Genomic DNA, 16,066 nt, shown 5'->3' with positions numbered 1-16,066 from the left:
ACCCTAAAGCGATAGTTATCTAATTTTATACTATAAACTATAATTGCTATGATTAGTCAAAAACCTGCTTTTGAAGCAATAGAGCCCACTTTTGGGCATTCCTTTACTTTTCAAAAGTTTAACGAATCTAAATTGAATAAAAACGTTGCGTGGCACTATCATCCGGAAATAGAATTGGTATATGTTAACGGTGGTTCGGGAAAAAGACAAATTGGAAGTCACGTTTCATACTATACCAATGGAGAACTTATACTAATAGGAAGTAACTTGCCGCACTGCGGGTTAACGGATAGACTCACGGGAAATACGAGTGAAACAGTAATTCAGATGAAATTGGATTTTCTAGGAAACGATTTTTTCAATATTCCCGAAATGAAAAAGATTCAGAGCCTTTTCACTGCGGCCAATGGCGGTATAACCTTCTCCGGTAAAACCAAACGTAAGATTGGCGAAAAGATGGAAGTATTGGAATACCAGACCGATTTTCAACGTCTACTTTCTATTTTGAATATTCTTAACGAGTTGGCCAATTCACAAGAAATTAAACTGCTTAATGCAGAAGGATTTTCTTTGGAAACGGATATTAAGGATAATGACCGTATTAATGTGGTATTCAATCATGTAAAAAATAACTTTAAGGAAGAAATTACCTTAGAGGAAATTGCAGATATGACAAGCATGACCATACCCTCTTTCTGTAGGTACTTTAAAAAAATAACCAATAAGACGTTTATTCAGTTCGTAAACGAATATAGGCTAGTACATGCTTCCAAACTATTGGCAGAAAAACCTATGAGTATTACCGAGGTCTGTTTTGAATGTGGTTTTAATAATTTCTCGCATTTTAATAAATCCTTTAAAGCCTTTACAGGACAAAACCCTTCGGAATATAGAAATCAACTTAAAACCGTGTTGAGTTAATGCAAGGCCTTTTTAATGAACCTATAGATTTAAAATTACCGGATAGTACCATTAGCTATTATCCAAAGTTCATAACACACGAAAAGGCAACCGAATACTTCAATGTTTTTAGGGATACCATTGCATGGCAGCAAGATGATATAAAGGTATTTGGAAAGGTGTATGCGCAACCCAGACTTACGGCACTTTACGCGAATAATGAAATGCCCTACTCCTATTCTAACATTACCATGACCCCACACCTGTTCACAGAAGAACTTCTAACGCTGAAGAAAAAGATAGAAGGTATTGCCGAGTGTAAGTTTACCACATGTCTTCTAAACCTTTATAGAGACGGAAAGGATAGTAATGGATGGCACGCGGATAACGAAAAAGAATTAGGTGAAAATCCTATTATAGCCTCAATAAGCCTAGGAGCTGAACGTTTTTTCCACTTGAAGCATAATACCGATCCAGAGCTAAAACAAAAAATTCTTTTGGAACACGGCAGCCTGCTACTAATGCGAGGAAAAACCCAGCATTTTTGGAAGCACCAGATACCCAAAACCGCTAAACCTATTCCAGAGCGCATTAATCTTACCTTTCGGATTATAAACTAAATAATCAAAGAGCAAGCTCCCACAACATTCGTAAGAAAACGACCTTTAATTTTTGAAGTAAGCCTCGAAGCATTTAAATCTCGATTATCAAATAAAAAATCGGCCGTGGGAACCGATTTTTTTGAGTCCTATATTGCAACACACAACTATCTTTAGTAAAGGGACAAACTACACTAATATCCTCGCTGGGCGTAATCAAATAAACTATTTCAAAGGTCGTGCCAAAACGATTCTTTTTTGGTTTGTATATTTGCACTGCTATGAAAAAAGAATTTACAGAAATAGAATTGGACCGCATTATAGAAATGGCTTGGGAAGACCGGACACCTTTTGATGCTATAACTTTTCAGTTTGGAATATCCGAACAGGAGACGATAGAAATCATGAGAAAAGAAATGAAACCCAGTAGTTTTCGCATGTGGCGCAAAAGAGTACAGGGAAGAGCAACGAAACATGCCAAACTTAGGAATAACGATGTAGACCGTTTCAAATGTTCTCGTCAAAGACAAATAACTGGAAATAAGATTTCTAAAAGGTAATACTTCGACTTTCTATTCAAAAATTCTATTCAATACTGCTGCCAAGCGTATACCTCCTTTTTGTAATTGTGTCTCCACAGTACCCCACCACTTATAGCCGTATTGGTAGCCTATTTTTTCGCCTATCGCAACGGAATCATAAAGCTCATTGGCAATATCTTGAGATTCTTCTACCCAATCGTACACATCGCCCTTTTGTAATTCCTTGATCTGATTTTTAGAAAGCACCGGTAATTTGTCCGATAGCTCCGTATAACTCATTCCATAGTCATTGATCATGTTGGCGTCCCAGACACGATGTAGGTTACTCCCATCCCCAAACCATTGTACTTGTATATCGTTTCCACCCTTATCTTCCAAACGTCCTACATGCATTGGCTGGTGTAAATCACCTATTAAGTGCACCAAAAACTTCAAATAGAAAGCACGATCTTCCTCAGTACTATTGGCATCTTTTATTATGGAAATACAAGTATTGATACCCATCACTAAATCTCCATATTGGCTCGGTTCAACGTCCCGATAATTTTTATCTGATGGAAAATTCACATAATGCCAAGCACTAAATTTTCTAAACTGCCTATCCGCCTTAATCTCATCGGCGAAATTAGCCACCGCTGCCAAACTTTGACCTTTGAGTATCTTATCTATCGCTTTTTTCGCTCTTCTTGATAAATGCCCTTGAGCTACATCTCCTACAACTCTATGACCGGTTTTAGACCAAACCACATCGTTCCCGAAAGAAAATTGAACCGCTAAGAAAACTACTATCAGTATATTTTTCATCCTCTAAATTTGTATCAAAAATAGACCATCATATTTTAAGTTATTGTTAAAACTATACGGAGCTCAAATTTTAATGACATCTTGTGGTCATGAAAAAGCTATTTACGCTCATAAGAGTATTAAAACCAAAGTTCTTACGCTATTTACTAATTGGGGTAATGTCCGCTTTTTTAGCTGTATTTCTATTCATAACAAGCATCTATATGGGTGCTTGGGGCAAGTTACCCAGCTCCGAGGAATTGGCTAACTTTCAATATCAACAGGCTTCTGAAGTTTTTTCGGCAGATAGTGTATTAATAGGCAAATATTACCTCAACGACCGCCAGCCCATTCCTTTTGATGACATTCCGGATAAAGTGCTGCAGGCACTCATCGCTATTGAGGATGAAAGGTTCTACGAACATACGGGAATAGATTACAAAAGTCTTTTTAGAGTAGGTCTTAAAACTATTCTTATGGGCGATACTTCTTCTGGAGGCGGCAGTACCATTACGCAACAATTGGCCAAAAACCTCTATCCTAGGAAAGAACGTACAAAGACCAATCTGGTGGTAAATAAATTTAAAGAAATGTTGATCGCCAAAAGATTGGAATCGCTCTTCACCAAGGAACAGATCCTTGCGCACTATCTGAACACGGTTTCATTCGGCGATAATACTTTTGGGATTGAAAGTGCGGCCCTAAAGTTCTTTAATACGAGAACCAAAAACCTTTCTTATACCCAAGCCGCAACCTTGGTTGGTATGTTAAAAGCAACCTATGGTTATAATCCAAGAATTTTTCCCGATAAAAGTCTTACCCGTAGAAATGTGGTCCTTATGGCTTTGCAGCGAAACGGCTTTATAGATAAAAATCAATTAAAAGAATTTATGAATACTAAGCTCCTATTGGATTATAGGGAGTTTGATTATAATGCCGGATTAGCACCCTATTTCCGTGAAGAGGTACGTAAACAACTTATAAAATGGACCAAACAGGAAAATGAAAAAGGTCATAACCTTAACATATATACCAGTGGTTTAAAAATCTACACGACGCTCAACTATAAAATGCAAAAATTAGCAGAAGAGGTAATGGTAAAGCATATGACCGGATTGCAGCAAAGTTTTGAAAAAAGCTATGGAACAGATGCGCCTTGGTTAAAAAACAAGAACCTCATCAATAAAATCGTAAAACGAAGCGAAGTCTTCAGAAAATTAAAAAAACAAGGTATTGAGGAATCCCAAATACTGGATAGTCTTAGGAACAATACCCGTAAAATAACATTTTCTAGTTGGGCGGGCGATTTTGAACGAGAAGCAAGCACTATAGACAGTATTAAATACTATGCTAAAATCCTGAACACAGGAACGATGTCCATGGACCCAAAGACGGGAGCCGTGTTTACATGGATAGGTGGAGTAAACTTTAAGCATTTTAAATACGACCATATTTCCCAAAGTAAGCGACAAGTAGGCTCCACTTTTAAACCAATAGTTTACACAGCGGCCTTGGAGAATGGTATCGCACCATGCACCTATTTTTCTGCTCAGGAAATTGCCTATAAAAATTTAGAAGGCTGGTCTCCCAGTAATTCTGGTAAAAAAAATGAAACCTATTTGAACTACTCCATGGAACAAGGCCTAAGTAATTCTGTCAATACCATTGCGGTTAAGGTTTTAGAAAAAACAGGAATTGAAAATGTTTTGGAACAAGCCAAGAAAATGGGTATCGATGAAAAACTTCCGCGATTACCTTCATTGGCATTAGGAACAGGTGAAATTAAAATGACCGAAATGGCCAAAGCTTACACAAGCTACTTGAATGATGGAAAAACAATTGAACCCTTTCTCATTAAAAGTATTGCAAATCAAAATGATTCCATTTTAGTCCGTTTTAAGTCAAAAATGAGTAAAAAAAGTGCTTTTTCCGAAGAAAATGGACAAATTATGATTGAAATGATGAAGGCTACGATAAACTCGGGTACCGCATCGAGAATAAGAGACACCTATAAGCTAAAGAATGATGTTGCGGGGAAAACAGGTACTACTCAAAACAATAAAGATGCTTGGTTCGTAGCGTTGACCCCAAAATTAATACACCTTACCTGGGTGGGATTGGATAATCATGAAATAGGTTTTAAGAGCACCAGCTTAGGCCAAGGCGCTAATGCGGCACTGCCACTTTTTGCGCTTTGGTATCAAAAATTGAATCAAGACAAAGCCTTTAATAAAATTACCAGGGCCAAATTCACAAAACCTAATGCCACTGTGCAAGCAGCACTAGATTGTGAACCCATCAAAAGAGATGGTTTCTTTAAGCGTCTGTTTAAAAATCCGAATAAGAAAAAGGAAAAAAAGTTTAAAAATTAACTCGAAAAAAGCCTATGTATTCAATTATTTGATATATTTATGATATCATTTTAATATCACATACCATGTCAACTGAAAAAAACTATAATCCTATTAACGGATACACCATGCTCTTTGTACTAGTACTCTTAATTGGTGCAGGAATACCCCTACTACGAATCTATGTCGGGGCTTTCATGTTATTTGCCGCAGTATTTATTATCCCTGGATTTGTCCTGGTAAACCCCAATAGCTCTAGAGTGCTCCTACTCTTCGGAAAATATGTAGGCACTATTAAGAAAAATGGACTGTTTTGGGTAAATCCCTTATACACCAAAAAGAAAATTTCGCTCCGTGCAAGTAATTTTGATAGCGAAAGACTTAAGGTAAACGATAAATTAGGGAATCCGGTAATGATCAGTACAATTCTAGTCTGGCGCGTTACCAATACCTACAAAGCTGCTTTTGAGGTTGATGATTATCAAAACTTTGTGCGTGTACAAACCGATGCGGCCGTGCGTAAATTAGCTAGTATGTATCCCTATGACAATTTTGCGGATGAAGGTTTGGATGAAGATATTACCCTACGTTCAAGTCTGAATGAAGTGAGTGAAGCATTAGAAAAGGAAGTCCAAGAGCGCCTATCCATGGCCGGTATTGAGGTCTTGGAAGCCCGTATCGGATATTTGGCCTATGCGCAAGAAATTGCAAATGCTATGCTCAAAAGGCAACAGGCAACGGCAATTGTAGCTGCTAGACATAAGATTGTCGAGGGTGCCGTAAGTATGGTAGAAATGGCGTTGGAAGAGTTGGGCAAAAAAGAATTAGTAGCTTTGGACGAGGAACGCAAAGCGGCTATGGTCAGCAACCTAATGGTTGTCCTGTGTTCTGACAAAGATGCCGCTCCTATTGTAAATACGGGAACCTTAAATCATTAAAAATCCTTTGTAGTTCAAGTTATAGCACTATTTAGTCCTAGACTTCTTAGTTATGATTTTATTTAGATGAGTAAAAAAAAGGCCTTTGCATTACGGGTAAACGAAGATATGCTAAAAGCTATCGAGAAATGGGCGGCAGATGAATTTCGCAGCACTAATGGGCAAATAGAATGGATGCTCATGAAAAGTCTCAAAGAAGCAAAGCGCGCTCCAAAGGAGAAAAAGACAAATAAGTTTTAGCATTTTTTTAACGGTGTAAAAGGTTAATTTTGAGCCTAGCTAATTCCAAACGATAATGACCAAAAAATTAAGCGCTTTAGTGCTTTTACTTCTTTTTGTTGCTGTACGTTCCCAAACCAAAGACAAATCTTTTACCGTTAAACACACTTCTGACAAAATTATTACGGATGGCATATTGGATGAACCTATTTGGCAAATAGCTGAAAGTGCCGGCGAGTTTCAACAGTACTTCCCCTCAGATAATGTTCCCGCAGAATACCAGACCGATATTAGGATGGTCACGGACGAAACGACATTATATGTAGGAATAAAAGTATATACTCCCGGAGAAGATTATATTATACCCTCGTTAGAACGTGATTTTAGAGCTAGTGGCAACGATAATATCAGTATTATATTCGACACTTTTAACGATGGCACCAACGCCTTCCTTTTTGGAATAAACCCTTATGGTGTGCGTAGAGAAGTTCTCATTTCTGGTGGAGGACAGAGCTTAAGGGGGTTTACCACCTCATGGGACGTTAAATGGCGTGGAGAAAGTAAGATATATAAAGGTTACTATACCGCTGAAATGGCTATTCCCCTAACTTCTTTCAAATTTGCCGAGGGTGAAACGAAATGGAGGTTCCAAAGCTATCGCTTTGATATGCAGTCCAATGAACGTAGCAACTGGTTTGTAATTCCCCAAAATCAAAGCGTTATCAATCTTGCCTTCATGGGAGACATGTATTTTGAAAAGCCTTTGGGTCGTTCCAGGACTCCTTTGGCCTTGATACCTTATGTAAATGCAATCACCGACAAGGATTTTAGCACCGATACCGGAGAAACTTCTTTTAAAGTAGGCGGAGATGCTAAAATTGCCATTGGTAATGGAATGAACTTGGATGTAACCGTAAATCCGGATTTTTCTAATGTAGAGGTAGATGATATCTTTACCAACCTCACTCGTTTTGAAGTTTCGCTACCCGAGAGAAGACAATTCTTTGTGGACAATAATGACTTATTCGGAAGCTTTGGAGGTAGTAGAGATGCAAATCCCTTTTTTTCCAGAAGAATTGGTATTGCTACCGATAGCTCTGGTAATTCCGTACAAAACGATATCCTAGGAGGTATTAGACTTAGTGGCAAGCTAAATAATAATCTGCGACTGGGCTTTCTTAACATTCAAACCGCAAAAGACGAAAATCAAGAAATTCCCTCCAATAATAATATGATGTTCGCCCTGCAGCAAAAGGTATTTTCCAGATCTAATATTGGCATGTTCTTTATTAATAGACAAGCGTTCGGAAATGAAGATTTTATTGATGAGGAAGAAACATATAATAGGGTCATAGGGGTGGACTATAACTTGGCAAGTGAAGATAATGTTTGGTTCGGTAAGTTTTACACGCACAAATCATTTCAACCAGGCGATAAAAAAGGAAACTACTCGGCAGGTGCCTTTTTAGGCAGAAATACAAGGTTTTGGAATGTCTTTACGGATTTGGCTTATGTGGGGGATGATTTTAGGTCGGATTTAGGTTTTATTAGACGCAACGATATTATTAAATCCGCTACCTCAGTACAACGCTTATTCTGGCCAAAAAAAGGGTCAATAAACAACCATGGGCTTGAAATCTTCCCGATTATAACGTGGAGACCCGGTCTTGACTACAAGAAAACGGACCGTGATATACAGGTGAACTATAATTTTGCAATGAAGAATTTTTCCCAATTCGGGTTCTCCTATGCCAACAGCTATATTTTCTTAAGCGATAGTTTTGATCCCACCAGTACCGAGGGTGCTATTGAACTACCCGGCGATAGAGGATATACCTTTGACGCTGTTAGTTTCAATTATCAGTCCAATCAGGCGAATGTATTCGCTATTGAGGCCGAAAGTTCTGTCGGTAGTTTTTTCAACGGATCTAGATTTTCCATGGGTGCGGAGGCCACACTAAGATTACAACCTAAAGTACGATTAAGCCTAAATGTAAATTATGATAAAATTAGCCTCCCAGATCCTTTTCCTAGTGCGGATCTTTGGTTGGTGAGCCCGCGTGTAGGTATAACCTTTAGTAAATCTATATTCTGGTCTACGCTTTTTCAATATAGTAATCAGCGCGATAATCTTGGAATAAATTCCAGATTACAATGGCGTTTTGCTCCGCTTTCAGATCTATTTATTGTTTATAACGACAACTATGCCGTAAACTTATTTGAACCAAAATTTCGCTCCATAAACTTAAAATTTACCTATTGGCTAAACATTTAGAACAGCTAATTTCTATATTTTAACTAGGACAGGTGTATCAATTTAAAGAGCAAACTAATCTAACTAAATGACTAAAACATTAAGCTTTCTAGCAATTTTATCGCTGTTTACTAAAGTATATGCTCAAGACATAAATAAATCCTTTACGGTTAAACATACGGCCGATAAAATTGTTCCTGATGGTATTTTAGATGAACCCATTTGGGAAATAGCAGAGAGTGCTGGCGATTTTCAACAATATTTCCCCTCCGATGATGTCCTTGCAGAATATCAAACTGACATTAGGATGATTACGGATGAAACTACACTCTATGTAGGAATAAAAGTGTATACCCCTGGTAAAAATTATGTAATACCATCACTAGAACGTGATTTTAGAGCTGGTGGAAATGATAATATCAGTATTCTTTTTGACACCTTTAATGACGGTACCAATGCTTTTTTATTCGGAATCAACCCTTATGGTGTGCGCCGCGAGGCCCTTATTTCTGGAGGTGGAGGCAATAATAGCGGATTTACCACTTCTTGGGATGTAAAATGGAAAGGAGACAGTAAAATATTTGATGGGTATTATACCGCTGAAATGGCAATTCCCCTAACGTCTTTCAAATTTACGGAAGGCGAAACCAAATGGCGTTTTCAAAGTTACCGATTTGATGTACAGGTCAATGAAAACAGTGTTTGGCACCCTGTTCCACAAAATCAATCTATTTTCAGTTTGGCATTTATGGGAGATATGGTATTTGAAAAGCCACTGGGAAAGTCCAGAACACCTTTAACGATTATACCATATGCAAATCTTTTATCCGATAGAGATTTTACAGCAGAAAAAGGTGAAACTGGTGTAAAAGTTGGAGGGGATGCTAAAATAGCTATTGGTAACGGCATGAACCTTGACATTACGGTAAACCCCGATTTTTCTAATGTTGAAGTAGATAATATTTTCACGAACCTTACACGATTTGAGGTATCCCTTCCGGAAAGACGACAGTTTTTTGTGGATAACAATGACCTTTTTGGGGATTTTGGAGGCGGTAGAGATGCAAATCCATTTTTCTCTCGCCGTATAGGTATTGCCACCGACAGCGCAGGTAATTCTGTAGAAAACGATATTATTGGAGGAATACGTCTTAGCGGTAAAATCAATGATGGCCTCCGTTTGGGCTTATTGAACATTCAAACCGGTGAAGACTTGGACAGGGAAATAGTGTCCAACAACAATATGATGTTAGCCCTGCAACAGAAAGTATTTTCACGTTCTAACATTGGTTTTTTCTTCATAAACAGGGAAACTTTTGGAGATAACGATTTCTCCATACCGGAAGACCGTTACAACAGAGTTGTTGGGATAGATTATAATTTATCTAGTAAGGACGATGTTTGGCAGGGTAAATTCTATGGGCACAAATCGTTTCAACCAGGCGATAACGTGGGAAACTATTCCATAGGCGCTAACTTGGGCCGTAATACGCGCTTCTGGAGCGTCTTCGGAGATGTAGTGCTAGTAGACGAGGACTTTAACTCAGATCTTGGTTTTATTCGAAGAAAAGACATTTTTAAATCCGCATTATCCGTAAATCGTTTGTTTTGGCCAGCAAAAGGACCAATAAACAATCATGGCATTCAAGTTTTTTCCGTAGTAACCTGGCGACCAACTTTAGACCTAAAAAGAACTGATCATGATATTAACGTGAACTACGATTTTGAAATGAAAAATCTTTCCCAGTTTGGTATTGGATATTCCAATAGATTTATATTTCTAAATAATTCTTTTGACCCCACGAGCACTGAAGGAGCTATTGAGTTACCTGGAAATCAAAATTATAATTTCAATAACGTAAATTTTTCATACAGGTCAAACAGGGCAAACGTATTTGCTTATGAAGGTAATAGTTCTATCGGAAGTTTTTTTAATGGTTCCCGATTTTCTGCTGAGGGAGAATTTATACTAAGAATACAACCAAAAGTGCGTTTAAGCTTGAATGTAAATTATGATAAAATAAGTCTTCCAGACCCTTTTCCCAGCGCAGACCTGTGGCTCGTGAGTCCGCGTGTTGGAATAACCTTTAGCAAATCTATCTTCTGGTCTACACTTATACAATATAGCAATCAGCGAGATAATCTAGGAATCAATTCTAGACTACAATGGCGTTTTGCGCCATTATCAGACCTTTTTATAGTTTATAATGATAACTATGCCGTAAACTTGTTCGAACCTAAGTTTCGCTCTATCAATTTAAAGCTTACCTACTGGCTCAACATTTAGTATAGCTCTATTACTTAATTTAATTTGTAAACGCTTAAATTTGAGAACCACCGAAATTTAAATGAATGGCTAGAGTTTTTTGTGTCTTTGTATGTCTTTTATCCTGTTACATCCTACTAAGTCAACAAGAAACCAAATCAGTAACCGTAAAGTTTATTTCTGAGAGTATAAAACCCGATGGAAACTTAGATGAACCTATATGGGGAATGGCCGATAGCGCAGATGAATTTTGGGAGTATTTTCCTTTAGATTCTATTCAAGCCAGAAAACAGTCCCAAATTAAAATTCTTTATGACGATAAGAATATCTATATAGGAATAAAAGCATATTCCAGTGGTAAAAATTATGCAACACAATCCTTGAGGCGTGATTTTAGAGGTAGTGGCAGTGATAGTTTTTCTCTAGTTTTTGACACTTTCAACGACGGTACCAATGCTTTTCTTTTTGGTATAAACCCTTTTGGAGTGCGCCGAGAAGGACTCATTGCAAACGGGGGCACAAGTCAAGATGACTTTAATTTGGCATGGGACATCAAATGGAAGGGAGATGCTAAAATTCATGAAAACTATTTTACGGCAGAAATGGTTATTCCACTTACCTCCTTCAAATTTGAAGAAGGTGCTACCAAATGGCGTTTTAATAGTTATAGAATAGAAACACAAGCTAACGAGCGAAGCACTTGGACAAGGATACCACAGAACCAACAAATTTACAACCTCGCCTTTATGGGCGATATGGTATTCGAAAAACCGTTGGGAAAATCACGAACACCATTGGCGCTTATACCTTACGTGAACGGTATTGCGGAAAGAGAGTTTGAAACCGACCGTAATCTCAATAGCGTAAAGGTTGGTGCAGATGCCAAAATAGCTATTGGTAATAGCCTAAACCTTGACCTTACCCTAAATCCCGATTTCTCTACCGTGGAGGTAGATAATTTTATAACCAACCTCACTCGCTTTGAAATCGCTTTACCAGAGCGACGTCAGTTTTTTATAGACAACAACGACCTTTTTGCAAGTTTTGGAAACGGTTTTGACTTTAGTCCTTTTTTCTCAAGGCGTATCGGAATTGCTCAGGATACTTTGGGCGAGACAATAGAAAATAATATTATTGGCGGTGTACGGCTAAGCGGTAAATTAACGAACGATCTTCGCGTTGGGATATTAAATATTCAAACGGCAGAAGATTTAGAAAATAGAATTCCTTCTAATAATAACACCATGTTGGCATTGCAACAGCGTATTTTCTCGAGGTCTAATATTGGTATTTTCTTTATCAACAAACAATCTTTTCAAGATTATGATTTTGTAGAGCGCAAAGATGAATATAATCGTGTGTTAGGTATTGATTATAATTTGGCCTCAAAGGACAACACTTGGAACGGGTCATTTATAACCCACAAATCATTTCAACCGGACGATAACAAGGGAAACTACGCCACAAGTGCCCTTATTAGGTACAATAAAAGAAAGTTCAATGTATTTGCTAAAGCTTCTTTTATAGACGAAGATTTTCGTTCAGATTTGGGCTTCGTACGTAGAACCGATCTTTTTAAGACCCTATTGAGCCTTGAACGTGTTTTTTGGCCTAAGAAAGGCATAGTGCAGAACCATTCTTTTCAGTATTTTACAAATATACGTTGGAGCCCAAGTAGAAGTTTTCAAAATACCGATTATGATCTACGATCACGCTATGAAGTTAATTTCAATAACCAATCACAAGCAAGAATAGAATACACGAATAGTTTCACTTTTCTATTCAACCCTTTTGACCCCACCCGAACGGAAGGTGCTATACCACTTCCGGCAAACGAAAATTACTATTATAATAGCTTTGAAGCTGGGTATCGTTCTGATCAAAGAAAACTTTTTTCATATGATATACAGTCGAGCATTGGTCGTTTTTTTAACGGTAACCGCTTTTCCATAGAAGGTGGTATGACCATGCGCTTTCAACCTAAGGCCTCTATCTCCTTAATGTTCAACTATGACCAAATAGACCTTCCCGCACCATTTTCTAGCGCAAACCTTTGGTTAATTAGTCCAAATATCAATATTACGTTCAGTAAATCCATTTTCTGGTCTACTCTGATTCAGTATAGTAATCAACGTGACAATTTGGGCTTTAACTCTAGATTGCAGTGGCGATTTGCTCCATTATCGGACCTTTTTCTTGTATACAATGATAATTACTTTGTAAATGTATTTGCTCCAAGGTTTAGATCTATTAACCTTAAACTGTCTTACTGGTTAAATATATAACATGAATTTTAAGCTACTATGTTCGGATTTAGACGGAACCTTACTTACAACAAAGAGTGATGTTTCCGATACTACTATTGCTGAAATTGCGCGCATAAGAGATAAAATAAAGGTAATCCTTGTTTCAGCTAGAATGCCTAGCGGCATGCGCTACCTTCAAAAACGTTTGGGAATTGAGGAACAGCCTATCATCTGTTACAATGGTGCTCTTGTCCTCGACGGAAAAAAAGAATTGCTATCAGTTTATATTCCTCTTCAGGTCGTTCGTCAGATTTACGACATATGTAATGGTTTCAAAACCGAGATAGGCCTATATGAGAATGATAATTGGCAAGTGACAAAATCTTCTGAAAGAGTAGAAAAAGAAATAAAATATACCAGAACCTACCCGTCGTTCTTGCCAGCTTCGTTAACGCTTTCCTATCTTGAAAAAAATAAGTTAGGTGCTCACAAGTTGATGCTTATGGGCACTAAAAAGAGTTCGGATGAATTGATGCCACTATTAAATAATCAATTTGGTGACGTGTTATATATATACCGATCTAATGATACACTTATAGAAGTAGCACCAAAATCAGTGTCAAAATTAACCGCTGTTAAAAACCTGCTCACAAATGAAGAAACCTTAGAGGACATTATCGCATTTGGAGATAATTATAACGACATGGATATGTTAACCCATGTTGCTTATGGTGTGGCGGTCGGAAATGCGAGGGAGGAAGTTAAGCGTATTTCGGACAATGTAACTTTGAAAAATACCGAAGACGGTGTGGCACACTTTATCCGAGAACACTTACTTATTTGAGTATATTTGAGAAATATCAACTTTAACCCACCCATGGACAGTTCTATGACCCAACCCATAATATCCAATGATACGGTAGTTTTTGGCCTACTTGCATTAGCACTTGGATTTATATTTTACACCTCTAGCATTAAAACTGGGTTTTGGAAAAAGTTTTACAAAATAGTTCCTGCCGTTCTTATGTGTTATTTATTACCAGCCATATTAACAAGCAGTGGTCTTATCTCCGATGAGACGTCGAACCTATATTTTATGGCCAGTAGGTATCTTTTGCCTGCAGCTTTGGTCTTAATGACCCTAAGCATTGATTTGAAAGCAATCTCCAACCTGGGCTCAAAAGCTATTATAATGTTTCTAACGGGTAGCGTGGGTATTATTATAGGCGGGCCTATTGCTATTCTTCTCGTTTCAATTTTTTCGCCCGAGACTGTTGGAGGAAACGATTTTGATGCTATCTGGAGAGGATTATCTACCATTGCCGGTAGTTGGATAGGTGGAGGAGCAAACCAAGCCGCCATGCTAGAAATTTTTCAATACAACCCTGAAAAGTACGGGGGTATGGTCCTAATAGATATTGTTGTTGCCAATGTATGGATGGCAATTATTCTTCTTGGGGTCGGCAAAACTAAAAAGATAGACAAATGGCTCAAAGCGGATACTTCAGCTATTGAGACATTAAAAATTAAAGTGACCGAATTCACGGAAAGAATCACCAGAGTACCCACGCTAAATGATTATATGATAATGCTATGCTTGGCCTTCTCCGCCGTGGGTGTGGCACACTTTTTTGGTGATGCCATAAGCACTTATCTCACAAATAGTTTTGAAGCTATAAGTGACAAAAAGAGTTTTCTTTCTTTTCTAGGTTCCGCTTTCTTCTGGATGGTAGTCATAGCCACGTCAATAGGAATAGCGCTCTCCTTTACCAAGGCAAAAAACTATGAGGGAGCTGGCGCAAGTAAAATTGGCGGTATGTTCATTTATATTTTAGTCGCTACTATTGGTATGAAAATGGATTTGGGTAAAGTACTGGAAAATCCAGGATTAATAGCCATAGGCTTTATCTGGATAACTATACACGCCGGTTTACTAATACTTGTTGCAAAACTCATAAAGGCACCATACTTTTTTCTTGCCGTAGGTAGTCAAGCCAACGTAGGAGGGGCAGCTTCTGCTCCGGTTGTGGCAGCAGAGTTTCATCCTTCACTGACCTCAGTTGGTGTTTTATTAGCCGTACTTGGATATGTTGTGGGCACCGGTGGAGCATTGCTATGTGCTTACCTTATGGAAATAGCATCCAGTTTGCAATAAACTTTTTAAATAAAGCTCAAGTCCATAGAAATCCTAAAAAAAATATTGATATTTGCCCCCTAAAATATAACCATGAAAAAAATATTTGCTTCATTCTTAGTTCTTGTTTTCTTAACCTCTTGTGGTGGAGATACAGAAAATACCATGACTGTAATCGGTAAAGTTAAGGGCTTAAAAAAAGGAACTTTATATTTTCAAAATGTGGTAGATACTGCCCTGGTTTCGATAGACTCGCTCCTTATTGAAGGTGATGGTAATTTTGAATTTAGAACAGAGTTGAAGAGTCCGGAGCTATTCTATTTATATTTAGACAAAAAAGATAATAACGATGTTAACGATAGGCTTGCTTTTTTTGGGGAACCTGGTGTTATCAACATTACTACCAATTGGAACACTTTTGATTTAAACGCCAAAATAGTAGGTTCCGATAGCAATGATAAGTTAGATGAGTTCCGAAAGAACATGTCCGAAGTAAACAAAAGAAGCCTGGAAATTATGCAGACAGCATCAAATGCCGAAAATCCTTTAACTGCTAAAGAATTAGACTCTTTAGAATTTATGAACACTAGAAATATTCAACGAGGTTATATGTACGCTATTAACTTTGCACTTAACAATAAAGACTCTTATGTAGCCCCTTATATTGCCTTAAAGGAAATTCCAGATGCAAATATTAAATATTTAGACACTATTGCACAAGCATTAACACCAGAGGTTGCTGCATCTAAATATGGCAAACAACTTATGGCTCTTGTAAAGGATAAAAAATAAACTAATTCTGAACAAGCCCGCAATTCATTCGGAGAAAATGAA

General features: G+C 37.7%; 13 protein-coding genes. 12 read left to right on the top strand and 1 reads right to left on the bottom strand.

Annotation, left to right across the window (positions count from 1 at the left end; genetic code table 11):
• Window positions 1-48 precede the first annotated feature (48 nt).
• The 3 genes from SJY09_RS01620 to SJY09_RS01610 all read left to right on the top strand — a co-directional run bounded on the left by SJY09_RS01620 (window position 49) and on the right by SJY09_RS01610 (window position 2,059).
• On the top strand, window positions 49-921 hold the full coding sequence (locus SJY09_RS01620; RefSeq protein ID WP_396637223.1) for an AraC family transcriptional regulator: 873 nt from the start codon (window positions 49-51) through the stop codon (window positions 919-921).
• Entirely contained in the window at window positions 921-1,520 is a 600-nt protein-coding gene (locus SJY09_RS01615; RefSeq protein ID WP_396637222.1) for an alpha-ketoglutarate-dependent dioxygenase AlkB family protein, read from the top strand. Before SJY09_RS01620 ends, SJY09_RS01615 begins: the two co-directional genes overlap by 1 nt.
• Window positions 1,521-1,780: 260 nt before the next feature.
• Window positions 1,781-2,059 (top strand): TIGR03643 family protein, encoded by a 279-nt coding sequence (locus tag SJY09_RS01610; protein ID WP_396637221.1) that lies wholly within the window; start codon window positions 1,781-1,783, stop codon window positions 2,057-2,059.
• Between the two features lie 12 nt (window positions 2,060-2,071).
• On the opposite strand, the gene SJY09_RS01605 is transcribed toward SJY09_RS01610, so the two are convergent.
• Entirely contained in the window at window positions 2,072-2,845 is a 774-nt protein-coding gene (locus tag SJY09_RS01605; RefSeq protein WP_396637220.1) for a S1/P1 nuclease, read from the bottom strand.
• An 89-nt stretch (window positions 2,846-2,934) separates the two neighbouring features.
• On the opposite strand from SJY09_RS01605, the gene SJY09_RS01600 reads away from it, so the two are divergent.
• The 9 genes from SJY09_RS01600 (at window position 2,935) to SJY09_RS01560 (ending at window position 16,024) form a co-directional block, all read left to right on the top strand.
• The gene (locus SJY09_RS01600; RefSeq protein ID WP_396637219.1) at window positions 2,935-5,196 is read left to right on the top strand and encodes a transglycosylase domain-containing protein; all 2,262 of its coding nucleotides are present in this window, start codon (window positions 2,935-2,937) and stop codon (window positions 5,194-5,196) included.
• A 65-nt stretch (window positions 5,197-5,261) separates the two neighbouring features.
• Window positions 5,262-6,113 carry an SPFH domain-containing protein gene (locus SJY09_RS01595; RefSeq protein WP_396637218.1) on the top strand — a complete coding sequence of 284 codons (852 nt, stop codon included), beginning with the start codon at window positions 5,262-5,264 and terminating at the stop codon, window positions 6,111-6,113.
• Window positions 6,114-6,179: 66 nt separating this feature from the next.
• On the top strand, window positions 6,180-6,353 hold the full coding sequence (locus SJY09_RS01590) for an Arc family DNA-binding protein (RefSeq protein WP_396637217.1): 174 nt from the start codon (window positions 6,180-6,182) through the stop codon (window positions 6,351-6,353).
• Window positions 6,354-6,408: 55 nt separating this feature from the next.
• Complete coding sequence (locus SJY09_RS01585; RefSeq protein ID WP_396637216.1) at window positions 6,409-8,607, top strand: DUF5916 domain-containing protein; 2,199 nt, start codon at window positions 6,409-6,411, stop codon at window positions 8,605-8,607.
• A 67-nt stretch (window positions 8,608-8,674) separates the two neighbouring features.
• The gene (locus SJY09_RS01580) at window positions 8,675-10,873 is read left to right on the top strand and encodes a DUF5916 domain-containing protein (RefSeq protein ID WP_396637215.1); all 2,199 of its coding nucleotides are present in this window, start codon (window positions 8,675-8,677) and stop codon (window positions 10,871-10,873) included.
• 65 nt (window positions 10,874-10,938) lie between these two features.
• Entirely contained in the window at window positions 10,939-13,137 is a 2,199-nt protein-coding gene (locus tag SJY09_RS01575; protein ID WP_396637214.1) for a DUF5916 domain-containing protein, read from the top strand.
• Window position 13,138: 1 nt separating this feature from the next.
• Window positions 13,139-13,942: a Cof-type HAD-IIB family hydrolase gene (locus SJY09_RS01570; protein ID WP_396637213.1), complete on the top strand. Its 804-nt coding sequence runs from the start codon at window positions 13,139-13,141 to the stop codon at window positions 13,940-13,942.
• 45 nt (window positions 13,943-13,987) lie between these two features.
• On the top strand, window positions 13,988-15,253 hold the full coding sequence (locus tag SJY09_RS01565; RefSeq protein ID WP_396638584.1) for a DUF819 domain-containing protein: 1,266 nt from the start codon (window positions 13,988-13,990) through the stop codon (window positions 15,251-15,253).
• A 72-nt stretch (window positions 15,254-15,325) separates the two neighbouring features.
• Window positions 15,326-16,024 (top strand): DUF4369 domain-containing protein, encoded by a 699-nt coding sequence (locus SJY09_RS01560; protein WP_396637212.1) that lies wholly within the window; start codon window positions 15,326-15,328, stop codon window positions 16,022-16,024.
• The last annotated feature ends 42 nt before the right edge of the window (window positions 16,025-16,066 follow it).

The sequence above is a fragment of the Maribacter sp. R77961 genome (assembly GCF_044594925.1).
Lineage (GTDB): Bacteria > Bacteroidota > Bacteroidia > Flavobacteriales > Flavobacteriaceae > Maribacter.
This window is presented reverse-complemented; position numbering and strand designations above follow the sequence as displayed.